Below are 21,811 nucleotides of genomic sequence, written 5' to 3'. Positions count from 1 at the left end.
CCAGTTGTTCCGCCAGGAGCACGGCTGGGTAGCTACGTGTGGTCAGGATAAGTGCTGAAAGCATCTAAGCATGAAGCCCCCCTCAAGATGAAACTTCCCATCACATCCAGTGAGTAAGATCCCTTAAAGACGATGAGGTTGATAGGTCCGGGGTGGAAGCGTGGCGACACGTGAAGCTGACGGATACTAATCGATCGAGGACTTAACTAACAGGATGTAGCTTGATGGTTCTCTTATTTAGTTTTCAGGGTGCAAAGGTTTAAAAAACCTCTTGCATTTTGAGTTAAAAATGCTTATAATGGTTTCTGTGATTTCAAAATCAATATAAAGTCTGGTGACGATGGCGGAGAGGACACACCTGTTTCCATGCCGAACACAGCAGTTAAGCTCTCCAGCGCCGATGGTAGTTGGGGTTTGACCCCTGCAAGAGTAGGACGTTGCCAGGCAGTGAAAACGGAAGTATAAAGCTTCCGTTTTTATTGTACCTAGGTTATAAAATTAAGTTAGACACAAAAGTGACATATCATGGTATATTCAATCTATAACCTCCCAAGTTGGGGTTATTTAAACTACCCTTTTTTTGACAGGTAATTCCAGATTGTTAAGATTGTCCAAGATAAAAATATAACAATAATAGATAAGCCTTTATATAGGTCTGGTAAAGTGAAGACTAATACTATCATCGTAATAAAAGACGGTGGCATAAGTATCCAATAACGCCTTTTTTGAGTGCGGTCATTACTATCATAACCGATGAATTTTTTTGACATAAAAGTACCTTTAATATTCCACAAATTTTACAGGAGGATCGCTATATACAGTATACGCCTGTTTACTTAGGCTTCCTTCAACGCCATCCGCGTAAACCTCAACCCAAGACAACATTTTTCCTTCACGAGCAGCTTGTTCCATATTAGTTTCAGATAAGGACATGAGTCCACCTTCTAAACCTGGAACCATTCCAGCAGTACCTGAACCTACTAAACCCATAGCTCCAAACCCACCATAAACTATCGTAGAAGCAATGCTAAACCAAGTAATATTTTGGTTTCTTTTATCTATTAATTCCCATAATTCATTGTTGGTCATATAACCAGATGCATGAATAGGTTTATCTACATGATAAACTAACATCATGGGTTGTATGGATGAATTGGAATCTGTTGGTTTAGCACAGATAGTTGTTGTGCCAACTGTGGTGACTAATCAAGCAGACATAACAGAAATTGTTACAATTTTTTGTTTAGGGACAAAATGAACAACGCTCCCCTTTTTAAAATATCAAAATATTGTTTCTAATTTATCATAAATAGATATAAAGTTAAAGGCATTAACAAAATGAAAGGAATGTTTAAACACAGGCCCATCCCATATCGGCGCTTGCCTTCCCCAAATTCACCTTCGATCGCATTACGTTCGGAGGCATCCTGTTGCTCCATTTGTTTGTGTGTTGCGTTAAGCTGTTCGTCTTTCAATGGTCTGCCAAGTTTCGGGCCACTTAGGCGGATCCCGCGCTCCTTGCAATACCGCCAGGAGAAACGCGTGAAATGAATTAGGATTTGCGTTCATGGCGGTGAACTTGAGAAAGTATACCGCCACGAACACAGATCTAAATGTGGATGGTGATAATCATCCAGACCAAAAAGGATCCAAGCATAAAAATTGATGCTTGGATCCTTTTTTATACTGACTGGCACTAGTTATGCCCCAGCCCCTTTTTAAATCACGTGCTGACAATTTGTTTATTGTTCATTATTCATTCTAGAAACAAACGGAATCATCTGTTGCATAGCCTGGCTGAACTGGTTACTGCGTGTCATACTGTAATACGTTGCTGCTCCAACACCAACAGAGGCAATCAGGGGTAACCACATGCTATTATTATTCTGCAAATCCTTCAGTCCTTTCTAAGTCCCCAACATTGATTAGTTTGGCTTAAATGCACCAGCCTATAACAGGTATCAACTGCCATCTTCACGAATCGATTCACTGGCAGCATTCATCCCCGCCAGACGTCCGGTTACTAAAGCTGAGGTTATATTATATCCACCCGTATAGCCATGAATATCTAAAATTTCCCCGCAAAAATAGAGACCATGCATCTGTTTGGATTGCAGGGTTTTAGGGACGATTTCTTTTAAAGAAACCCCTCCGCCAGTAACAAAAGCTTTTTTTAGTGGCAAACTGCCGTTAACAGTGAAGTGGAACTGCTTTAGCTCATGAACAACGTGCCGAAAGCTTTCTTTGGAGGTTTCCGCTGCTTTTTGTTCCTGATTAATATTCCAAATTGACAGTATATAATCGAGCAGTCTTTCGGGAATAAGGCCTTTCAGTAAGTTCCTGACAGATTTTTTCGGATTATCTGCCGCTGACTTCAAAACCTCTGTCACAAGCTGGTCCTCCGTTTTGTCTGGTAACACATCAAGCAGCATCGGCACTTCTTCACGTCCTTTTTTGAGTTCCTTAACAACAAATTGCGAGCAACGTAATACAGCTGGGCCAGAAATACCAAAATGTGTAAAGATCATATCCATTTGATGTGTGATCATAGGTTTCGATTTTTTGTTTAATACCGAGAGGGCAACATTGCGCAGCGATAGTCCCTGAAGCCGTTTATTTTGTATGAATGCCTCATCAGATGTGATTGCGACTTCAGTTGGATATAAGTCAGTGATTGTGTGGCCGGCTTTTTGGGCCCAGGGATAGCCGTCTCCAGTTGAGCCAGTGTGTGGAACAGCTTTGCCGCCCACAGCAATGATTAACGATTTCGTTAGTATTTTTGAGTCATCTTCAAGTATGATGGTATGTTCATTTTCACCGTAATCGACGGATTTTACCGGTGTTTTCATGCGGATTTCAATGTTAAGGTCATGCAATTTGTTGACCAATGCATTGATGACCGTTTTTGATGAATTTGTAACTGGAAACATCCGTCCGTGATCTTCTTCTTTAAGTTCGACACCTAAGCCATTAAAAAAATTGATAATATCGTAATTACTAAAAACCGTAAATGGACTGTATAAAAACTTTCCATTTCCTGGGATGTGTTTAATCACTTCTTCGGCTGGCACCCGATTCGTTACATTACAGCGGCCACCACCGGAGATGGCAAGTTTCGTGCCCAGTTTTCTGCCTTTTTCAAGCAGCAATGTTTCGGCATTGTGTTCCGCGGCAGCGATAGAAGCCATTAAGCCAGAAGGTCCACCGCCGATTACAACGACATCATAAGTCAAAATTCTTCAGTCCTTTCACACATAGCATACCATCTTTTGAAGGTCTGCAAAAGCATTCCTATTTCCTGAGTTTCCTTTAAACTTGCATTTGTCGTATATATGATAAAATAACATTTACATGTGATTTTTAAACTTAGATGCAGGTGAAATAATGTCGAATATTGTTAAAGGCACCATGATACTTACTGGTGCAACTTTTTTATCAAAATTTCTGGGGATGATATATGTTATTCCCTTTAATGAAGTAGTGGGTGAAACCGGTGGGACACTGTTTGCCTTCGCTTATAACCCTTACAGTATTTTAATCAGTATTTCCACAATCGGCGTTCCGCTTGCAGTTTCAAAATTTGTATCCAAATATAATGCGCTTGGAGATTATGAGACAGGCATGCGGATGTTTAAAGCAGGCATTATGTTAATGGCTGTAACGGGAATATTGGCATTTTTAGGACTGTTTATAGGGGCGGAATGGCTGGCAGGCTTTATGATCACTGATGAAGATAACGGCATTGCGGTAGACGATATAACGATGGTTATACGCATGGTCAGTTTTGCGCTCTTAATCATTCCATCAATGAGTATTGTACGCGGTTTTTTTCAGGGGCATCAATCGATGGAGCCGACCGCTATTTCACAGGTCGTGGAACAAATTGTACGAATTAGCTTTATACTGATTGCCTCATTCACTGTTGTGAAGATTCTTGATGGCAGTATCGTTACAGCGGTCGGATTTGCAACGTTTGCTGCCTTCATTGGTGCACTTGCCTCTTGTATTGTATTGTTCATATTCTGGCAGAAACACAAGTCTGGCATTCGCAGCACTATTCAACAGCAGAAAAAAACGTATGATATACCGCTCAGGAGTTTATTTGCCGAGTTATTCCGTTATGCTGGTCCATTTGTGATGGTGGGTGTGGCTGTTCCGTTATATCAGCTGGTGGATCAGTTTACGATGGCACGGGCAATGACCGCGATTGGTCAGTATGATTTGTTCGATGCGGCTTATTCGACCATTAATTACTACGGTCATAAACTGGTGATCATCCCGGTTACCATAGCAACAGGCATGTCGCTCACGATTGTTCCAGCCATGACAGAGACGTATATGCAAAATAATCGATCATTACTGCATCAGCAGATCAATCAGGCACTGCAGATTGTGCTTGTTCTCGTTGTTCCGGCAGTCGTGGGTCTGGTTGTTCTGTCACATGAGGCTTACGGCGCTTTATTTGGTATGGGTAACATTGATTTCCGAGGTGGACTCTTAGCCTGGTATGCGCCGGCTGCTCTAATGTTTGCACTCTTTACTGTGACATCATCTGTATTACAGGGAATTAATCGGCAGCAATTTGCGGTTATCAGCTTGAGTGCAGGTGTGTTAGTTAAAGTGTTATTAAATATACAGCTCATCCATACGTTCGGTGCTAAAGGGGCGATTTTTGGAACAGTGCTTGCTTCGGGTACGGCAGTCGCTCTGAATTTATGGCGCATTAAAACGTCAATTAACTTTTCTTTCCAGCAGACATTCAAACGTTTTTTGCTTATTTGCATCTTTTCTGTTTTCATGGTCATAGCAATTGCTATAGTTAAAGGTCTGTTCGGCATGTTTTTAGATTATGAAACATTTCGCTTTTCAGCTGCTATGATGCTGGTTGCTGGTGTAGCAATTGGCGGTCTTGTCTATGTCTGGTTCAGCTATCAGTCAACATTGCTTGAACGAGTTTTAGGCGAACGGGTCCATATATTGGATCGGTTATTCCACAGGTGACGGGAGGATTTGGATGCGTCTTGATAAATTGTTGGCCAATACAGGTTACGGCAGTCGGAAAGATGTCAAAACGCTGATAAAAAAGAAACATGTAAGTGTTAATGGACAATTGGTGAGATCGAGTGATTTGCAGGTACATCCTGATTATGATCGTGTCCTTGTCGATCAGGAAGAAGTGCACTATCAAGATTATATCTACATCATGCTGAATAAACCGTCTGGCTTTATATCGGCGACTGCCGATGGTCAGACAATGACGGTTGTCGACCTTCTGACGGCTGATTATCAGCGGTTTAAGCCATTTCCTGTCGGGAGGCTCGATAAGGATACACAAGGACTGCTGCTGATGACAAATGATGGTGAACTGGGACATCAATTAACGTCACCGAAGAAAGCTGTGGAGAAAGTGTATTATGCCCAGATCGACGGGCATGTAACGGATGATGATGTCAGCCAGTTCCGGCGCGGTATTGAGCTTGATGACGGTTATATGACCAAGCCCGCTGTGCTGGAAATCATTGAGGCGGGGGATTTGTCCGAAGTCTATATCACGGTTACAGAAGGGAAATTTCACCAGGTGAAACGAATGGTTGAAGGACTTGGCAAAAAAGTCATGTTTCTTGAACGAATCAGAATGGGGACGCTGACACTGGATAATCAATTACAGCCTGGAGAATACCGGGAACTGACTGAAGCAGAGGAGTTGAGCCTGCAACCAGCTGAGCAAAAAAAGCGCTGACAGAAGATGTCAGCGTCTCCTTATCAAGCATCAGGAATCTTAACGCGTTTATTTGTGATTTTCCAGTTTCCTTTATTAGGGCTTTGTACGAGGCCATTATATGTAAGAATGCTTAGATCGCGCTGTACCGTCCGTCTCGTTGTCCCGAACTCTTCAGCGATTTTTTGGGTTGATACGGTCCCCTGTTCTCTGATGTAGAGGTAAACGGCTTTCACTCTTGTTAGCATGCGCGATGTTGAATGACTCAAACAATCACTCTCCCTAAAAATTTTAGGCTCAATGATGTCATCATCTGTGTAGTTAATTTTAATTTTAACGCTATTCTGCTTTGGATTAAAGTGTAAGTTTGCTTTTTGTCAAAAAAGTAGCCCAAATTAATTGAAGTATACGCTGACAATTGTAAAAAAATGAGGGAAATTTATGAATCTGCCACATTATTTTATTGCCGTCCCCCTGCCGGATTTTATCAAAGAACAAGTTGCCAGCTGGCAGGTAATGCTAAAAGAACATTTGCTTTATAAACAATGGACCCATCCCGATGATCTGCATATAACGCTGAAATTTTTGGGTCCTGTTTCTCCGGGGCAATATCAGATTTTATCCAGCATGCTGGAAAGTCTTCAAAGGACTGAGGCGTTCACGTTAAAGACGCGTATGTTGGGAACGTTTGGCGATCCTGATAAACCACGTGTCTTATGGACAGGTGTCCAAAAGCAGGATGCACTGCTGAATCTGCAGCAAACAGTGGCGCATCTGACAGAACAGGCAGGCTTTCAGCGGGAAAAACGCACTTATACGCCTCATATTACGTTGGCCAAAAAATGGGCCGGCGGAGCCAGAGATCTCTCCAAATTGAATACATGTGATATGGAAGGGCAGACGTTCAACGTTAATAACGTGGTCATTTACCGCATCTATCCGGAAAAAAGCCCGAAGTATCACAAAACTTCTGCTTATCATTTGACGGAAGAAGGGACTTGAATTGGCACAGCTGATTAAGCTTGAAGATTATATATCACGGTATGAACGGAATATTTACCGTTATCCGGGACAATTTATCCGGATGAAACAAGAGAATTGGAAAAATCTTCTGCAGTTATGGCAAAACGGCTCTATGCAGGAAACGACAACTGAATCAGAGCCTGTTTCAGTCTGGTCCAAGTGGAAAGAACTTCTGGGAATGAAAAATCGTGAAACGTTTGAGAAGACGTTCAGCGAAGACAGCCGCCTGCCAGAAACAAAAGAAGATTTGAAACATTACTTTTTAGATAAATTATTTCCGCTGCAATTGCAATGGGCCTCCTCAACCGTAGCGGAGGTGTCATTTACCAAACAGGCATATGAAGCGGATACATGGTTAAAATTCTTTCTGCAGCGATTTTCCGATACGTATTTAGTGATGTATTATCCCGTTTTTAATATCAGACAAGCACCTGTTGATGGCGAAATTATTGTAATTGGTCCTACCGGAATCGACATTATCTATCTAGCTGATACAGCGGCTGGAACAACGATATGGGCTGAACAGGAACGGACTTGGACAATTCAAAACCAAAATAAGCAGCAGACAAAAATGCTGAATCCGCTTTTCGCTTTGAAACGTACCGAGCAAATTGTTAAGAGTATTCTTAAGCGGGGGGATACATCTTTGCCTGTGACAAGGGTTGTTCTGGCCCCGTCCAGCAATCTTATCTTTCATGATAAACCGTATAATACACACTTAATCGGCAAACTGGAGTATGAGAATTGGTTTCATAATAAGCGGAGGGTTGTTTCGCCTTTAAAAAATCAACAGCTTAAAGCTGCGGGCTTATTATTGAGCATGTGCCGTACAACTTCTGTGAAACGACCGGAATGGGAAGCGAAGGATGCTGCTTTTACAAACGATTATAATGACCAATAAATGTTAATGAGTTGAAAACAGCGTCAATTTCGGGTAACCTTATGACATGTCTGTTTTATCAGGACGGTTTGATGACTGCTGCATGCCATTAGCAGAAGTGTTAATGTTTTAAGCAGGCACAACAAGGCAATCTAAGATGATTTGAGGTATGCCAGTTGAATTGGTTCCAGAAAGCGGTGGGAAAAGAATGGGATATTACGCCTGCAGGTGGTTTGACCGGTGATGCCTACATTGCCGCAAAGGATGATCGGCGTTTGTTTCTGAAGCGGAATTCCTCGCCATTTTTGGCGGTTCTGTCGGCAGAAGACATCGTACCAAAGCTTGTGTTCACAAAGCGAATGGAAAACGGTGATGTGATCACAGGTCAGGAATGGCTGAGTGGAAGAGAGCTAAGATCAGAAGAAATGCAGCAATATCGTGTGGCTGATTTGCTGCGCAAGATACATGAGTCTTCTGAACTTCTTTATATGCTGATGCGGCTGGGCAAACAACCGGTGACACCTGATGAACGGTTTCAAGCTATTACAGATCAATTAGAGGAAGACGGCTTGGTCAGTGCTCACCTGGAAATCCAGCAAACTTTGAAACACCTATGGCTGCTATTGCCTGCCACGCGCGGCCAGCAGTATGCTGTATGCCATTGTGATCTGCATCATAATAATCTCATCCTGACGACAAGCAGCCAGCTTTATCTGGTTGACTGGGACAATGCGATGATAGCTGATCCTGCAATGGACTTTGGCTTTATATTAAAATGGTATGTACCGGAAGAAGACTGGGAGGCTTGGCTTACCCGCTATGGTGTGAACAGCAGCCCGCAGTTATTTGAGCGGATATACTGGTATGTGCTCCTGGATGTCCTGCAGTACGTAACTTGGCATTGGCAGCGCCGGGATATGGAAAAAATACAAAACCGTCTTGCGGATTTGCGCAGTTTAAACGATCACATCAGCCATACTATTCTGAGCTGGTCTGATCGATAGCATTGAGCCATTTATTAATATTTTCCGCGTTTGTTACGATGTGTTCTTCATCATTTTGGGCGACCTCTCCCTGACGTCCATAATTATAGATCTCGGGCAACAGCCGAAGAAGCTGTTCGTTCCTGACACTGTCATTGGCCATGACCGCTTGTACCTGCCGTTTGATGAGCTGATATTCAGAAATGCTCCCAGAGCACTCCTCTTTTTGCTCTGTCAAAATATCATACAATAATTGTAATTGATTATGAGTTGTTAATGTCATGTGATCACCTCATTGATAGTTTTAACCATTTCGCAACTTTTATGCTAAAGGATAAAGGAGACATAACCATGCGACAACGCCATAAGCCATGGGCAGAAGACTTTCTAAAAGATGCAACAGATTTAGTTATATCGAATCCACAAGACATTAAAGGTAAGTGGCAGACTCAATTTGGCAACGATCGGCCGATTCACCTGGAAATTGGAACTGGCAAGGGCCAGTTTATTGCGACTATGGCGTCACAGTACCCGGAAATTAATTTCATCGGTATTGATCAGGGCAAGAGTATTATTGCTACAGCTGGCAGCAAGGTAAGGGATGCTGGTTGTGAAAATGTATTGCTGATACTGACAAACGCCACAGTGCTGGATGACTTGTTTACTGAAAATGAAATTGCGGCCATTTACTTAAACTTTTCTGATCCATGGCCGAAAAAACGCCATGCTAAACGACGGCTTACATATTATACATTTCTCAAACAATACCAACATCTTCTGCAGCCAAAGGGTGAAATTGTCCTTAAAACCGATAATCAAAACTTATTTGCCTATTCACTCGTAAGTTTTTCCCAATATGGTTTGGTATTGAATGACGTGAATCTCGATCTTCACAACAGTGACGCTCCTGAAAATGTCATGACAGAATACGAAGAACGTTTTGCCGCGAAGGGCCAGCCAATTTATCGTTGCAAGGCTCAATTTGTCTAGGTCCCCTTAATGGGGATTTTTTTCATTATTATGGAATCGTTTACATAACGGCTGGAATTCGCTAAACTGATTATAGTCGTTCATCTTGTTAAACAAGCGGAACAATTAACTGAGATTTAGGGAAGAGGGGGCGCTTTTAGTGGAAACGATGCAGATTGGCCGGGCAAAACTGACCTGGTTGAATGGCGGTGTTAATTTTCTCGACGGTGGTGCGATGTTTGGGGTTGTTCCCAAAGCTTTATGGAGCAAAAAATACTCCTATAACGACAAAAATCAGATTGAATTGCGGACGGATCCAATATTAGTGCAGCTGGACGGTCAGAATTTTATTATCGATTCCGGTATGGGAAATGGCAAACTGACAGCTAAGCAAGTCCGGAACTTTGGTGTGAAGGAAGAGTCGTCAATTGTCCAGTCTCTGGCTGAATTGGGACTGCGGCCGGAAGATATCGACGCCATGCTAATGACACACTTGCATTTTGACCATGCGTGCGGACTGACATATCCTGTATCGGATGATTATGTGTCTGTCTTTCCGAATGCGGTGATTTATGTTTCACAGGTGGAGTGGGACGAAATGCGCCAGCCTAATATTCGATCAGCCAATACATATTGGGAAATGAACTGGAAACAAGTCCAGCATCAAGTCCAGCCGTTTGCCGAGGAGCTGACGATTACGGATGGACTGAGGATGATTCACACTGGCGGTCACAGCGATGGACACGCAATTTTAGTGTTTGAAGATGGTGATGTTACGTGGATTCATATGGCCGATATCATGCCGACACACGCCCATCAAAACAAGCTGTGGGCACTGGCCTATGATGATTATCCGGTCACGTCTGTCCATCAGAAAGAAAAGTGGATGAATTTTGGGTATCAGCGCCAGGCATGGTACACATTTTATCACGATGCCTATTACCGCGCGATTCAATTTAATGAATCGGGTGAAGCGATTCATTACGTGGACCGTGAACGTTATGCTTATCCAGATCATTAAAAAAACAGCCATCTGCTTTATGTTTGAAGCAGATGGCTTTATGTTTATGATGCGGTTTCGATCGAGTCAATAATAGCCCCGGTGTCAATGTCAATATAAAATTCGTACTGTTGGCTGGCACCATCAATGTTACGTGTGACCCCACCGCGATAAGTATTATACATTAATCCGTCTTTTTCGATTTCTTCCGGCTTCATATAAATCCAGGAACCGCTGATAGGTCCTTCTTTTTTAAATGACTCTTTAGCTTGCTTCAGGGCCTTTTCGGGTGTGATTGTTTGATAGCGGTCAAGCTGTCGTTTGACCAAAAAACCTGTTGCAATACCTGCACTGGCACCAATGATTGCATTTCTTGCTTTCATTTTTGTCACCTCTGTATAGTTAATAGACGCTTTTTATCTTATAAATACCATTATAACGGAAATACCCAAAAATAAAAACCGATAAAGTAAAACAGCATGTTGTTCACGATTAAAATTAAAACAACTGAATTGTGGCAATATGCTACCAATGTCCGTTATACTTGTGTTATACATATTAAGAATGGAGGAATGCTATGAACCCGGAAACAATGGATCTATTTAAAAACCTGACGGAATTGCAGGGCGTTCCTGGGAATGAACATGCTGTGCGCAATTTTATGCGCAGTGAATTAGAGAAGTACACGGATGACATCGTTCAGGATAATCTTGGCGGAATTTTTGGTGTCAAGAGAGGAAGTGGCCCACGTGTGATGGTTGCTGGGCATATGGATGAAGTAGGGTTTATGGTTACTCAAATCACGAAAAAGGGCATGATTCGCTTCCAGACATTGGGCGGCTGGTGGAATCAGGTATTGTTGGCACAGCGTGTGCAAATTATGACTGACAATGGTCCTGTGATCGGTGTGATTGGCTCGATACCACCCCACAATTTAACACCTGAACAAAAGAAGAAGCCAATGGATACGAAAGATATGCTGATCGATATAGGTGCAGACGATAAAAAAGACGCTGAAACCATTGGCATCCAGCCAGGTCAGGCAATTGTACCGGTTTGTCCGTTTACACCAATGGCCAATGAAAAGAAAATCATGGCTAAATCATGGGATAATCGGTATGGCTGTGGACTCTCAATCGAGCTTCTGAAAGAATTGCAGGGCGAAACACTGCCAAACGAGCTGTATTCAGGCGCGACGGTGCAGGAAGAAGTAGGAGCAAGAGGCGCTAAAGTAGCTGCTAATATGATTCAGCCGGACATTTTCTATGCGCTTGACGCTTCGCCAGCCAATGATATGGCCGGTGATGACGAAGCATTTGGTCAGCTGGGCAAAGGGGCGTTACTGCGCATCTTTGATAAAACAATGATTACGCATCACGGCATGCGGGAATTTGTTCTGGACACCGCCGAATCCAATGACATCCCGTATCAGTATTTTGTTTCACAGGGCGGGACGGACGCCGGCAATGTTCATCTTGCAAACAGCGGGGTGCCATCATCGGTTATTGGTATTTGTTCACGTTATATCCATACGTCCTCATCTATCATTCACGTTGACGACTATCAAGCGGCTAAAGAGCTGCTGGTGAAATTGGTCAAATCGACTGATCAGTCTGCTGTTGATACAATTAAAACAACTTAAGGGGTCGCAAATTGAAAATTGTAATTGGTTCAAAAAATTCTGCTAAAATTGCAGCGGTCGAAGAAAATTTCACACAGGCAGATGTTTCGGCAGCGGACGTGCCTTCCTTCGTTAATGATCAGCCATTTTCTGACGCCGAAACGCGAGAAGGGGCGTTGAATCGTGCGGCTAATAGTATTAAACAAACTTCTGCGGATGCTGCCATCGGGCTCGAAGGCGGTGTTATGTATGTTGGAGACAGCCTGTACTTATGTAATTGGGGTGCGTTGGTTACAAAGGAAAACCGGACATTCACCGCCAGTGGCGCCAGAATCTTGCTGCCAGAACACATTGAAAAAGAATTGATAAACGGTCGTGAACTTGGTGATGTTATGGATGACTATGCTGAACGGCAGAATGTTCGGCAAAAGGAAGGAGCGATTGGCGTTTTCACGAACGAACACCTCTCGCGTCAAGATATGTTCAGCCAGGTTATAAATCTCCTGTATGGTCAATGGGCGTTTGGACAGGAACGTTAAAAGAGGCTGGGTTAAAGCGACGTCACGAATTCCACAGACGTATGTCATTTAACAGAAGGGGAAATGAAGACGCCTCCGCGAACAAGGGGCACAGGTGAGCCCTCGGAGTGCGTTCGTGCGATGAGGCTCACCAGCCACCTGCGGAAAGCGACGTCTCTTTCCGAAGCGATTTAGTCACGCAAGTGTGTTCACATTTGTCCCAGTCTCTTATTCATAAATGTAGTTCAGTACATCGAGAGCCTGGTCAATTGTTTCGACTGTTACATTTGCTTTGTTGGCGAGTTCTTTTAACGGATGAATCAGTGATTCTGGACGCACCAGGATCGTGGGCTTATTCATGGTCATGGCAGCACTTGCATCCATTGCTGTATTCCATTGTTTATAGTGTTCGCCAAACAGGGCGATGACAACGTCTGACTTTTGCATGAGTATCTGTGTCCGCAGGTTATTAATGCTTGAAGCAGCATCGTCTTTGTACACCTTTCCGGGCTGCTCACCCAGTATGTCATCACCTACGTTATCAGAACGGTCATGATTTGTTTGTGGAGCGACAAAGGTGAGCGGTAAGTTTTTCTGCGTGGCTTTTGCCTGCAGATCTTCCCGCCAGTCATCGTGAATCTGACCTGCCAAGTAAACTGTTAATTCCATTATAAACCCCTCCATCCAATAAGATTATAAGGATATCGTATCGATCTTAAGCTGAAACGTAAACAAAAATGGCTTCAAACAATTTGTTTGTCAAACGAACGATTCCTGATATCATAGATTGCGAAAATCGTTTCTGTTGCAGTTTAATGCTGATAGAAGCGTATTTTTTCACATGACTAATTGATTCCAGCTAAAATCATCGATATGATAGTTATAATGGAGGTTGATGTTATGATAACACTTGAATCCGAAACGCAATTGCATGACTTAATAAACAATGATCAGGCTGTAGCATTCTTTTCAGCTGACTGGTGCCCTGATTGTCGTGTGATTGAGCCAGCTATGCCGGAAATTGAAGAGGCATATCCGAATGTTACATTTATCTCAATAGACCGTGATCAATTCATTGATCTTTGTCAGGAATATGATATCTTCGGAATCCCGAGTTTTGTTGCATTTAAAAACGGTGCTGAGACTGGCCGTTTTGTCAGTAAAGACCGCAAGACAAAAGAAGAAGTTATGGCTTTTATGGACAGAGTAAGCGGTTGAAAAGAGGTGACAGCTAATGAAAATGACAAGTCTCAAAATGAAAAAGCTTCTCGATGACCGATTGGGAAGTGACGCATTTAAAACATCTTATAATCGTGACCAGGACACTTACCGGATAGAATGGAAGGATACTGGTCAAGGCATAACGATCACGTTGCCCAATGTTATTTCTAAGTACAATGAACGCGGTGATTCGGCCATTGACGATCTCGAAGCGCACGTGACAGAGGCACTGAGAATTATGAATGAAAATCATCAGTTATCCGGAAAAGAACAGCAAATTTATCCGGTGATTCGTGCTACATCTTTCCCCACAGAGACGAAAAATGGCAATAAGCTTATTACCAAAGAGCATACAGCTGAGACCCGTGTCTTTTATGCTCTGGATCTGGGGAAATCCTATCAGCTGATTGATGAGTCGATGCTGGAAGGAGAAGGATGGACCCAGGAACGGATTGATGAAATGGCTATGTTTAACGTTCGTTCGCTCAACAATGACTGCACCAAAGATCGTGTGGCTGATAACGATTTTTACTTTGTGGCGAAACAGGACGGCTACGATGCCAGCCGGATTTTGAATGAGGCGTTTCTGGAGGAAATGCTGATTAATGCAAAAGGGGAACTTGCTGTGGCCGTGCCGCATCAGGATGTACTCATTTTTGCTGATATTCAAACTAAACAAGGTTATGACATTTTAGCACAAATGACCATGAAATTTTTTGCGGAAGGTCAAATACCGATCACATCACTGCCGTTTATTTATGAAAATAAAACACTGGAACCGATCTTTATTCTGGCGAAACAACGACCGGAAAAATAAGAGAAAGGAATGTCGTTTATGGATGTGTATTACAATCAGAATGGGATTGGGGATGTCCTGATTGTTCCACTGAAAGACGTTGATCACTATGATACGTCCCAAAACTATGGTGACATAACACGCATAACGGACTGGGAAGGATCTGTTGCGGGTTATAATATTTTCCGTGCATCTGTGTACTTTGATTTGCACACAGCGGGGAAAATAACGATGACAGAACCCTTATTACAGCAAATGAAGGAGGCGTTCAGAAAAAATAGTCTGAATGACCCGCTGGATTTTGATGTAAGCCCCAAATTTGTTGTTGGCTATGTCACTGACAAATCACCGCATGAGAATGCTGATAAATTAAGCGTTTGCCAGGTCAATACAGGGGAAGCGACACACCAGATCGTGTGTGGAGCGCCGAATGTTGAGGCCGGTCAAAAAGTGGTTGTCGCGAAAATGGGCGCAGTGATGCCAAGCGGTATGGTGATAAAACCAACAGAACTGCGCGGTGTCCCGTCAAACGGTATGATCTGTTCCCAGAAAGAATTAGGGCTGCCTGATGCTTCTGAAGAAAAAGGAATTTATGTCCTTGATAACGCCTTTACAATAGGTGAACCATTTGAACTTTAATGTTTTTAACAACCTGAGTCGCTGGACAAGGGTTGTTTTTTAATGACCGTTTGCTGCTGAACCTGTTAAACTGACATTAGTGTTATTTAGTAGAAATGAGTGAAAATCTATGTTTGATCAATGGAAAAGAAAAATCCGCCATTTTCTTTTTGAAGAACAGGAAAATGAAAATGAAAAACCATCTGAGCCCACTAATAAATTACCTAAACGAAATCAGGATATCCAAACACGCATGACGTATCAATATCCTAAAGAAAAGCCATTTCGCTTTCCTGTTATTCCTGATGAGAAAAATGGAAATGATCAATCTGATACACCAGCTTTTCAGCGCAGACAACATCAGGCTGCTCCTGAAGATGAACAGCCGGTTAAACAGGAAGAAGAAGAAAACGAACCGGTACGGAAAAAAATTGAGCCCGAATACGATGAACCCTTTAAACCAAGCGATGTACCGTCCCCCATTCATGGTTTCCAGAGGTCGTATAATACTGACGGTTTTGATAATGTACCAGCTTTTCAGCGGAAATCAGCAGCAAGGGAAGACACATATTCTGAACGGCCTCGAGATGAAGCGAAAGAGGAGACAGCTGCAGCCATCGAGGAATTGAATAACGATGAGGAAGTGTCCGGATATTCTGAGAGCGTTAGTGATGATGGATCGACCATGGCCGAACAGGATGATGCATCCGACGTGGAATCTGTTCATGACGAAACGGCTGCTCAGAGCAAATCCGATGACGCACTTTCATATAGCAAACCGTCTGAGCCTGAAACAGCTGAAACACGTGAAACGGCCAGTCCTCAACCAAACAAGCAGCGTTCCAAAGAGCCTGGCAAAAGTCAGCCTAACACGGAGACGCCGCCATTTAATGTTTTAATGTCAGCTAATGATAAACGCAGCTATTCAGAACGTCGTCGAAACAAGCGGTCCCAGACATCTGAAACGCGGGATGTCACGCAATATGAGATGCCTATCCATTTACTGGATGACCCCGAGCCAGGGACAGATCAGGATCAGTTGTGGATGGAAGACGAACGGCAGTTACTGGAAAAAACGCTAAAATATTTTCATGTCCGTGCTGATGTGGTCAATACAACGCAGGGACCATCAGTAACCAGGTTTGAAGTTCAGCCGGAATTAGGTGTCAAGGTAAGTAAAATTAAAAACTTAAGTGATGATCTTAAGCTGAATATGGCTGCCAAAGATATTCGGATTGAAGCCCCGATTCCTGGCAAAAATACAATCGGGATTGAAATTCCAAACCAGCATCCACGTACGGTCAGTCTGCAGGAAATCTTTACAGATCAAGCCTTCCAGACAAATACGTCCCCGCTGACAGTTGGCTTGGGACTGAGCATTGAGGGTGAGCCGCGGCTTACAAATATTCAAAAAATGCCGCATGGCTTAATTGCCGGGGCTACGGGATCAGGTAAAAGTGTTTGTATTAATACAATCCTTATCAGTCTGATTTATAATGCCAGTCATGAAGATGTGAAATTTATGCTGATTGATCCAAAAATGGTTGAACTCGCCCCGTACAATGGTATACCGCATCTGATTTCGCCGGTCATTACAGATGTTAAAGCAGCCACTGCGGCGCTGAAATGGGCTGTTCGGCAAATGGAAGAACGCTATGAGGCATTTGTCCGGGAAAATGTCCGGGATGTTGAGCGATTCAATAAGAAGATGACACAGCAAAATCGCCCCGGCGAAAAAATGCCATATATGGTGATAGTGATTGACGAACTTGCTGATTTAATGATGATAGCACCGCAGGATGTTGAAGATTCAATTAGCCGAATTGCTCAAAAAGCCCGTGCCTGCGGTATTCATTTGCTCCTTGCTACACAGAGGCCATCCGTGGATGTCATTACCGGTTTGATTAAAGCCAACATCCCAACACGGATTGCTTTCAGTGTATCATCACAGGTTGATTCCAAGACAATTCTTGATACCGGCGGAGCTGAGAAGCTTTTAGGAAAAGGAGATATGCTGTTCACGGAAAATGGTGCCGGCAAAAGTGTCCGACTGCAGGGGGCGTTTGTATCCGATGAAGAAATTGACCGCGTAACGGATTATGCACGTTCAGTTGCTGAACCGGATTATCAATTTGAACAGGAAGAGCTTCTGCAGCATGCTTCTGAAGAGGATGAGGCAGATGAACTGCTTAATGATGCGATTATGTTTGTTGTTGAACACAATAGTGCCAGCACGTCTCTGTTGCAGCGGCAGTTTAAAATTGGCTATAACCGGGCAGCCCGATTGATGGATGCGATGGAGGAGCGGGGAATTATTGCAGAGCAGAACGGGAGTAAGCCGCGAGAAGTTCTGGTCTCCGCTGCACAGTTCGAGAATTAGGTCTTAAGACTTAATGAAAACCCATTTTGTCCAGAAGAACATTTGCAGCTTCACATGTATATAATGTAGTGAAAATGGCTGATTATTCTTCGGGTGATTTAGATTCACAGCATAGAAGCAGCATGCCACCTGTGAAACATGCAGGTAACGTTTCTTATTTAACTCTTGACCATCATTTGCTATAATAGCAAAATAGTTGTAAAGTTATAGCTGATGACTAGGCTTAGACATAAAGTTGGAGGTTCTTTTTATGACGACTTACCATTTTATTGGTATTAAGGGAACCGGAATGAGCGCCCTTGCTCATATACTTCATGATTCTGGTGAGAACGTGCAAGGGTCTGATGTTGAGAAACGTTTTTTTACACAAAAAGCACTAGAGGAAAAAAACATTCCTATTTCCCCTTTTTCGGAAAAAAATATTGAAGAGGGTTACACGATTATAGCAGGTAATGCTTTTTCAGATAGCCATCCTGAAATCGAAAAGGCCAGAGAATTGGGCCTGACGTTTTATCGTTACCATGAATTCTTGGGCGAGTGGCTGAAGCAGTATACAAGTATCGCCGTTACAGGCACGCATGGCAAAACATCCACCACGGGACTTTTGGCATATGTTCTTAATCAGACTTATCCGATTTCCTATCTAATTGGTGATGGAACTGGCAAGGGTCACGTCGATAGCAATTATTTCGTGTTTGAAGCGTGTGAATACCGGCGTCATTTCCTGAGCTATCAGCCGGACTACGCTATTATGACCAATATTGATTTTGACCATCCTGATTACTTCACAAGTATTGACGATGTATTTGAAGCGTTTCAGTCTATGGCTAATCAAGTCAAAAAAGGAATTATTGCCTGCGGTGATGATGAACAATTGCAGCAAATACAAGCAAAAGTACCGGTTATTACGTACGGTTTTTCCAGTACAAATGATTTTCAGGCACAAAATATCACCGAAACAGAATACGGCACTGAGTTTGATGTGTTTGTGCGCAATACTTATTATGATACATTCTCTATCCCTATGTATGGGGATCATCACGTGCTGAATGCTTTATCGGTTATTGCGATATGCCATTATGAGGATATCAAAACCAGTACAATGAAGATGCTAAGCCATTTCACAGGTGTGAAGCGGCGATTCACAGAAAAAAAAGCAGGAAATCAAGTGCTGGTTGACGATTATGCTCATCACCCGCGTGAGATAACTGCAACGATAGAGACTGCGCGCAAAAAATATCCAAACAAACCGATTGTTGCCATATTTCAGCCGCATACATTCACACGAACACGAACGTTTCTGCAGGCGTTTGCTGACAGTTTAAATGCTGCTGATACCGTTTATCTGTGCGACATTTTTGGCTCAGCGCGAGAAGAAAGCGGTAAACTGACAATACAAGATCTGCAGGAGCACATTGCTAATTGCGAAATTCTTGATCTGAACAGTACAGAAGTGCTGCTGCAGCATTCTGACAGTGTCTTGCTATTTATGGGCGCTGGCGATATTCAAAAGTTCCAGGAGGCTTATGAAAATCAGTTTGATACAACAGCCTCTCAGCACAAAAAACAAGCTTAATGAAGCAGACATACATTTCCGTCTTTATCGGTTATTCTGCTGGCCGTTAATTTTGTCTCACATTCGATTACGGACATACTTTCAGAGCTGAGAGTAATTTGCTCAGGTTGTTTATAGTAATAAGCAGTAAACGTATAATGTACCGTTTAGTCAACTGATTTTTAGGGTATAGATCCTCTGAAATCCTTTAAACCAAAGGACGAACACATGGCAGCTCGACAGCCGCTGGCAGAAAAGTTTGGCGATGTTTGGCTGCCGGTGCACTTTTTGATATGCTGCAGCTTCGGTAGCGTTTGCTCTGTGTGTTAGTCTTATAGAAAGGAGTTGATCAGTCAATGGATGTATTATTGTATGTTGCCGCCATTGTTGCTGCAGCTGCATTGGTTGTCCTCATTGTTTATTTGGTTACTACATTAAAAGCAGCCCAGCGAACATTGAATAATGCTGCTGATACACTGGCGAATATGGATTCACAGATGCAGGGAATTACCAGTGAAACGACTGAATTACTGCAAAAAACAAACCATCTTGCTGATGATGTAAACCAGAAGTCGGACAAGCTGAATGCCCTGTTTGAAGGGTTGAAAGGGGTAGGTGAGACAGCCGATGGATTGAATCAGTCGGTAAGGAAGCTATCAGCCCAAATTTCAGCGGCTGCCTCTAAGAATCAGGAAAAAGTGGCTGAAGCCCTTAAATGGGGTAATTCAATTATTGATTCCTTTAAAAAGAAAAAAAACTATTAATGAAGGTGAGGAGATAAAGTGGAAGAAAATAAGCCTGATTTGGACAGTCAGAACGTCCTGCTCGGAACACTCATTGGTGCTGTAACGGGTGCAGTCATTGCCCTTCTGTGGGCTCCAAAATCCGGTCGGGAACTGCGAAGCGATCTCAATCGTAATGCTGCACAGCTGCGGAACCGTGCCAGCGATTGGAAAGATATAGCCTATGACAAAGGATCTGAGTTAACTGGAACAGCCTATCAGAAAGGTTCAGAACTGAAAGAAAAGGCGTATTTAAAGGGGTCAGATTTGCGGACAAAGGCTGTCGACTCTACGATAGATCTATCAAAAAAGACACAGCAAAAAACGAAGGAAGTAGCGACAAATGTGCAGGATAAATTGAATATCGACAGCAACGCAGCTGAATCAGCAGATGATGATGACAAGAAAACGACAGACAACCCTTAAGTCGCCTGAATTAACCAGTGAATTATCACTGGTTTTTTTCTTAATGAAACAGCTTATAACTGATGACAAATGCGTTATTTTTCGGTATAATTATGTCTAATTACTTAATAATCTTATAATTAATAATGGAACAGGAGGGATTCGATTGGATAATGAATTAGAACAACTGCGCCAACAGCTTGACGGCGTTAATATGGATCTTTTAAAACTGATTAATCAACGTGCTGAAATTGTTCAGCAGATTGGAGCAGTTAAGGAAAAGCAGGGCATTAATCGGTTTGATCCAGTCAGAGAGCGTGATATGCTGACTGAATTGACGCAACAGAATGAAGGCCCTTTTGAGAATTCGACGATTGAATATCTCTTCAAAGAAATTTTCAAAGCCAGTCTTGAACTTCAGCATGATGATCATCGCAAAGCACTGCTTGTATCACGAAAAAAGCAACCTGATAATACTGTTATTGATATTAAAGGCGATAAAATTGGAAACGGCGGTTTTCAGCACGTAATGGGACCGTGTTCTGTTGAAAGTTATGATCAGGTGGCGCAGGTAGCTGAGGCAGTTAAGCGCAATGGTATTAACTTTTTGCGTGGCGGCGCATTTAAACCCAGAACATCACCTTATGATTTCCAGGGCCTCGGTCTGGAAGGCTTGCAGATTTTGAAAAGGGCTGCTGATGAATACGGCCTGGCAGTTGTCAGTGAGATTGTTAACCCGGCACATATCGCTCAGGCACTTGATTATGTAGATGTTATCCAAATCGGCGCACGCAATATGCAAAACTTTGAGTTACTGAAGGCAGCGGGTGAGACCGATAAGCCTGTACTGTTAAAACGTGGTATGTCCGCGACGATTTCCGAATTTATTAATGCAGCTGAATATATTATATCACGGGGCAATGGCCGCATAATTTTATGTGAACGGGGCATACGAACTTACGAAAAAGCAACGCGCAATACACTTGATATTTCCTCAGTTCCCATTCTGAAGCAGGAAACGCACCTGCCAGTGATGGTTGATGTTACGCATTCCACCGGCCGCAGAGACCTGTTGCTTCCAGCTGCTAAGGCAGGCGCTGCGATTGGTGCAGATGGCATTATGGCTGAAGTGCATCCTGATCCTGCCGTTGCATTGTCGGACTCAGCGCAGCAAATGGATATTCCCACCTTTGACCAGTTTATGAAAGAACTTGACGCATTCGCACCTCGTAAAGGCATGCAGCAGGATTAAAACGGATACTGTACTGGTTTAAAATTAACGGCCAGAATAAATGTTCTATATTTAAAGGCTGATCTAATAAAGGATCAGCCTTTAATTGT

At 42.9% G+C, this 21,811-nt stretch carries 24 protein-coding genes, 2 rRNA genes and 1 pseudogene; 19 read left to right on the top strand and 8 right to left on the bottom strand.

The window, feature by feature from the left end; genetic code table 11:
- Positions 1 to 210 (top strand): 23S ribosomal RNA (locus ACFQU8_RS07455); the annotation flags it as partial.
- Between the two features lie 120 nt (positions 211 to 330).
- Positions 331 to 446: ribosomal RNA gene (gene rrf / locus ACFQU8_RS07450) — 5S ribosomal RNA — on the top strand.
- Positions 447 to 780: 334 nt separating this feature from the next.
- Here rrf and ACFQU8_RS07445 read toward each other — a convergent pair.
- From ACFQU8_RS07445 to ACFQU8_RS07430, 4 genes and pseudogenes are all read right to left on the bottom strand, one after another.
- Positions 781 to 1,134, bottom strand: a complete 354-nt coding sequence (locus tag ACFQU8_RS07445; RefSeq protein WP_382358581.1) for a hypothetical protein — start codon at positions 1,132 to 1,134, stop codon at positions 781 to 783.
- Positions 1,135 to 1,358: 224 nt separating this feature from the next.
- Positions 1,359 to 1,553, bottom strand: a pseudogene (locus tag ACFQU8_RS07440) (transposase); the annotation flags it as partial.
- 189 nt (positions 1,554 to 1,742) lie between these two features.
- Positions 1,743 to 1,874 (bottom strand): hypothetical protein, encoded by a 132-nt coding sequence (locus ACFQU8_RS07435; RefSeq protein ID WP_382358580.1) that lies wholly within the window; start codon positions 1,872 to 1,874, stop codon positions 1,743 to 1,745.
- An 87-nt stretch (positions 1,875 to 1,961) separates the two neighbouring features.
- Positions 1,962 to 3,233 (bottom strand): BaiN/RdsA family NAD(P)/FAD-dependent oxidoreductase, encoded by a 1,272-nt coding sequence (locus tag ACFQU8_RS07430; RefSeq protein WP_382358579.1) that lies wholly within the window; start codon positions 3,231 to 3,233, stop codon positions 1,962 to 1,964.
- A 151-nt stretch (positions 3,234 to 3,384) separates the two neighbouring features.
- Between ACFQU8_RS07430 and ACFQU8_RS07425 the strand changes: the two genes are divergently transcribed.
- Positions 3,385 to 5,001, top strand: a complete 1,617-nt coding sequence (locus ACFQU8_RS07425; RefSeq protein ID WP_382358578.1) for a putative polysaccharide biosynthesis protein — start codon at positions 3,385 to 3,387, stop codon at positions 4,999 to 5,001.
- A gap of 13 nt (positions 5,002 to 5,014) precedes the next feature.
- Positions 5,015 to 5,740: a pseudouridine synthase gene (locus ACFQU8_RS07420; protein ID WP_382358577.1), complete on the top strand. Its 726-nt coding sequence runs from the start codon at positions 5,015 to 5,017 to the stop codon at positions 5,738 to 5,740.
- A 23-nt stretch (positions 5,741 to 5,763) separates the two neighbouring features.
- Here the strand turns inward: ACFQU8_RS07420 and ACFQU8_RS07415 are convergent, their stop codons facing one another.
- Positions 5,764 to 5,988 (bottom strand): HTH domain-containing protein, encoded by a 225-nt coding sequence (locus ACFQU8_RS07415; RefSeq protein ID WP_382358576.1) that lies wholly within the window; start codon positions 5,986 to 5,988, stop codon positions 5,764 to 5,766.
- Between the two features lie 172 nt (positions 5,989 to 6,160).
- Between ACFQU8_RS07415 and thpR the strand changes: the two genes are divergently transcribed.
- The 3 genes from thpR (at position 6,161) to ACFQU8_RS07400 (ending at position 8,626) form a co-directional block, all read left to right on the top strand.
- Positions 6,161 to 6,721, top strand: coding sequence for an RNA 2',3'-cyclic phosphodiesterase (gene thpR, locus ACFQU8_RS07410; protein WP_382358575.1), 561 nt, complete (start codon positions 6,161 to 6,163; stop codon positions 6,719 to 6,721).
- 1 nt (position 6,722) lies between these two features.
- A complete protein-coding gene (locus ACFQU8_RS07405; protein WP_382358574.1) occupies positions 6,723 to 7,643 on the top strand; it encodes an NERD domain-containing protein in 921 nt (306 codons plus the stop codon).
- A gap of 155 nt (positions 7,644 to 7,798) precedes the next feature.
- Positions 7,799 to 8,626, top strand: a complete 828-nt coding sequence (locus tag ACFQU8_RS07400) for a phosphotransferase (RefSeq protein ID WP_382358573.1) — start codon at positions 7,799 to 7,801, stop codon at positions 8,624 to 8,626.
- Here ACFQU8_RS07400 and ACFQU8_RS07395 read toward each other — a convergent pair.
- A complete protein-coding gene (locus ACFQU8_RS07395) occupies positions 8,601 to 8,888 on the bottom strand; it encodes a YtzH-like family protein (protein ID WP_382358572.1) in 288 nt (95 codons plus the stop codon). The genes ACFQU8_RS07400 and ACFQU8_RS07395 overlap by 26 nt on opposite strands.
- 68 nt (positions 8,889 to 8,956) lie before the next feature.
- Between ACFQU8_RS07395 and trmB the strand changes: the two genes are divergently transcribed.
- Both trmB and ACFQU8_RS07385 read left to right on the top strand, forming a co-directional pair.
- Complete coding sequence (gene trmB, locus ACFQU8_RS07390) at positions 8,957 to 9,595, top strand: tRNA (guanosine(46)-N7)-methyltransferase TrmB (protein ID WP_382358571.1); 639 nt, start codon at positions 8,957 to 8,959, stop codon at positions 9,593 to 9,595.
- Between the two features lie 139 nt (positions 9,596 to 9,734).
- A complete protein-coding gene (locus ACFQU8_RS07385) occupies positions 9,735 to 10,595 on the top strand; it encodes a YtnP family quorum-quenching lactonase (RefSeq protein WP_382358570.1) in 861 nt (286 codons plus the stop codon).
- A 44-nt stretch (positions 10,596 to 10,639) separates the two neighbouring features.
- On the opposite strand, the gene ACFQU8_RS07380 is transcribed toward ACFQU8_RS07385, so the two are convergent.
- On the bottom strand, positions 10,640 to 10,957 hold the full coding sequence (locus ACFQU8_RS07380; RefSeq protein ID WP_382358569.1) for a PepSY domain-containing protein: 318 nt from the start codon (positions 10,955 to 10,957) through the stop codon (positions 10,640 to 10,642).
- Between the two features lie 194 nt (positions 10,958 to 11,151).
- Between ACFQU8_RS07380 and ACFQU8_RS07375 the strand changes: the two genes are divergently transcribed.
- Together ACFQU8_RS07375 and ACFQU8_RS07370 are read left to right on the top strand one after the other, a co-directional pair.
- Positions 11,152 to 12,216 carry a M42 family metallopeptidase gene (locus tag ACFQU8_RS07375; protein WP_382358568.1) on the top strand — a complete coding sequence of 355 codons (1,065 nt, stop codon included), beginning with the start codon at positions 11,152 to 11,154 and terminating at the stop codon, positions 12,214 to 12,216.
- An 11-nt stretch (positions 12,217 to 12,227) separates the two neighbouring features.
- The gene (locus ACFQU8_RS07370; RefSeq protein ID WP_382358567.1) at positions 12,228 to 12,734 is read left to right on the top strand and encodes a DUF84 family protein; all 507 of its coding nucleotides are present in this window, start codon (positions 12,228 to 12,230) and stop codon (positions 12,732 to 12,734) included.
- A 207-nt stretch (positions 12,735 to 12,941) separates the two neighbouring features.
- On the opposite strand, the gene ACFQU8_RS07365 is transcribed toward ACFQU8_RS07370, so the two are convergent.
- Positions 12,942 to 13,382, bottom strand: a complete 441-nt coding sequence (locus tag ACFQU8_RS07365) for a YtoQ family protein (protein ID WP_382358566.1) — start codon at positions 13,380 to 13,382, stop codon at positions 12,942 to 12,944.
- 231 nt (positions 13,383 to 13,613) lie between these two features.
- On the opposite strand from ACFQU8_RS07365, the gene ACFQU8_RS07360 reads away from it, so the two are divergent.
- The 8 genes from ACFQU8_RS07360 (at position 13,614) to ACFQU8_RS07325 (ending at position 21,722) form a co-directional block, all read left to right on the top strand.
- Positions 13,614 to 13,931: a thioredoxin family protein gene (locus ACFQU8_RS07360; protein ID WP_382358565.1), complete on the top strand. Its 318-nt coding sequence runs from the start codon at positions 13,614 to 13,616 to the stop codon at positions 13,929 to 13,931.
- 16 nt (positions 13,932 to 13,947) lie between these two features.
- A complete protein-coding gene (locus tag ACFQU8_RS07355; protein WP_382358564.1) occupies positions 13,948 to 14,751 on the top strand; it encodes a DUF1444 domain-containing protein in 804 nt (267 codons plus the stop codon).
- Positions 14,752 to 14,769: 18 nt separating this feature from the next.
- The gene (ytpR, locus tag ACFQU8_RS07350; RefSeq protein ID WP_382358563.1) at positions 14,770 to 15,369 is read left to right on the top strand and encodes a YtpR family tRNA-binding protein; all 600 of its coding nucleotides are present in this window, start codon (positions 14,770 to 14,772) and stop codon (positions 15,367 to 15,369) included.
- 109 nt (positions 15,370 to 15,478) lie between these two features.
- Positions 15,479 to 17,728, top strand: coding sequence for a DNA translocase FtsK (locus ACFQU8_RS07345; RefSeq protein WP_382358562.1), 2,250 nt, complete (start codon positions 15,479 to 15,481; stop codon positions 17,726 to 17,728).
- Between the two features lie 250 nt (positions 17,729 to 17,978).
- Positions 17,979 to 19,304, top strand: coding sequence for a UDP-N-acetylmuramate--L-alanine ligase (gene murC / locus ACFQU8_RS07340; protein ID WP_382358561.1), 1,326 nt, complete (start codon positions 17,979 to 17,981; stop codon positions 19,302 to 19,304).
- Positions 19,305 to 19,639: 335 nt separating this feature from the next.
- The gene (locus tag ACFQU8_RS07335) at positions 19,640 to 20,047 is read left to right on the top strand and encodes a DUF948 domain-containing protein (RefSeq protein ID WP_382358560.1); all 408 of its coding nucleotides are present in this window, start codon (positions 19,640 to 19,642) and stop codon (positions 20,045 to 20,047) included.
- An 18-nt stretch (positions 20,048 to 20,065) separates the two neighbouring features.
- Positions 20,066 to 20,491 carry a YtxH domain-containing protein gene (locus tag ACFQU8_RS07330; protein WP_382358559.1) on the top strand — a complete coding sequence of 142 codons (426 nt, stop codon included), beginning with the start codon at positions 20,066 to 20,068 and terminating at the stop codon, positions 20,489 to 20,491.
- A gap of 145 nt (positions 20,492 to 20,636) precedes the next feature.
- On the top strand, positions 20,637 to 21,722 hold the full coding sequence (locus ACFQU8_RS07325) for a bifunctional 3-deoxy-7-phosphoheptulonate synthase/chorismate mutase (RefSeq protein ID WP_382358558.1): 1,086 nt from the start codon (positions 20,637 to 20,639) through the stop codon (positions 21,720 to 21,722).
- Positions 21,723 to 21,811 lie beyond the last annotated feature (89 nt).

The sequence above is a fragment of the Lentibacillus kimchii genome (assembly GCF_042666895.1).
GTDB lineage: Bacteria > Bacillota > Bacilli > Bacillales > Amphibacillaceae > Lentibacillus > Lentibacillus kimchii.
Note: the sequence above shows the minus strand (reverse complement) of the source record. Positions and strands in the feature narration are given on the sequence as shown.

What these genes read in the sequence shown, in the direction of transcription:
- ACFQU8_RS07445 (WP_382358581.1), bottom strand. Translation starts at nt 1,134, where the DNA reads ATGTTAGTTTATCATGTAGATAAACCTATTCATGCATCTGGTTATATG.
- ACFQU8_RS07435 (WP_382358580.1), bottom strand. Translation starts at nt 1,874, where the DNA reads ATGTGGTTACCCCTGATTGCCTCTGTTGGTGTTGGAGCAGCAACGTAT.
- ACFQU8_RS07425 (WP_382358578.1), top strand. Translation starts at nt 3,385, where the DNA reads ATGTCGAATATTGTTAAAGGCACCATGATACTTACTGGTGCAACTTTT.
- ACFQU8_RS07420 (WP_382358577.1), top strand. Translation starts at nt 5,015, where the DNA reads ATGCGTCTTGATAAATTGTTGGCCAATACAGGTTACGGCAGTCGGAAA.
- thpR (WP_382358575.1), top strand. Translation starts at nt 6,161, where the DNA reads ATGAATCTGCCACATTATTTTATTGCCGTCCCCCTGCCGGATTTTATC.
- ACFQU8_RS07395 (WP_382358572.1), bottom strand. Translation starts at nt 8,888, where the DNA reads ATGACATTAACAACTCATAATCAATTACAATTATTGTATGATATTTTG.
- trmB (WP_382358571.1), top strand. Translation starts at nt 8,957, where the DNA reads ATGCGACAACGCCATAAGCCATGGGCAGAAGACTTTCTAAAAGATGCA.
- ACFQU8_RS07380 (WP_382358569.1), bottom strand. Translation starts at nt 10,957, where the DNA reads ATGAAAGCAAGAAATGCAATCATTGGTGCCAGTGCAGGTATTGCAACA.
- ACFQU8_RS07375 (WP_382358568.1), top strand. Translation starts at nt 11,152, where the DNA reads ATGAACCCGGAAACAATGGATCTATTTAAAAACCTGACGGAATTGCAG.
- ACFQU8_RS07365 (WP_382358566.1), bottom strand. Translation starts at nt 13,382, where the DNA reads ATGGAATTAACAGTTTACTTGGCAGGTCAGATTCACGATGACTGGCGG.
- ACFQU8_RS07360 (WP_382358565.1), top strand. Translation starts at nt 13,614, where the DNA reads ATGATAACACTTGAATCCGAAACGCAATTGCATGACTTAATAAACAAT.
- ACFQU8_RS07355 (WP_382358564.1), top strand. Translation starts at nt 13,948, where the DNA reads ATGAAAATGACAAGTCTCAAAATGAAAAAGCTTCTCGATGACCGATTG.
- ytpR (WP_382358563.1), top strand. Translation starts at nt 14,770, where the DNA reads ATGGATGTGTATTACAATCAGAATGGGATTGGGGATGTCCTGATTGTT.
- ACFQU8_RS07345 (WP_382358562.1), top strand. Translation starts at nt 15,479, where the DNA reads ATGTTTGATCAATGGAAAAGAAAAATCCGCCATTTTCTTTTTGAAGAA.
- murC (WP_382358561.1), top strand. Translation starts at nt 17,979, where the DNA reads ATGACGACTTACCATTTTATTGGTATTAAGGGAACCGGAATGAGCGCC.
- ACFQU8_RS07335 (WP_382358560.1), top strand. Translation starts at nt 19,640, where the DNA reads ATGGATGTATTATTGTATGTTGCCGCCATTGTTGCTGCAGCTGCATTG.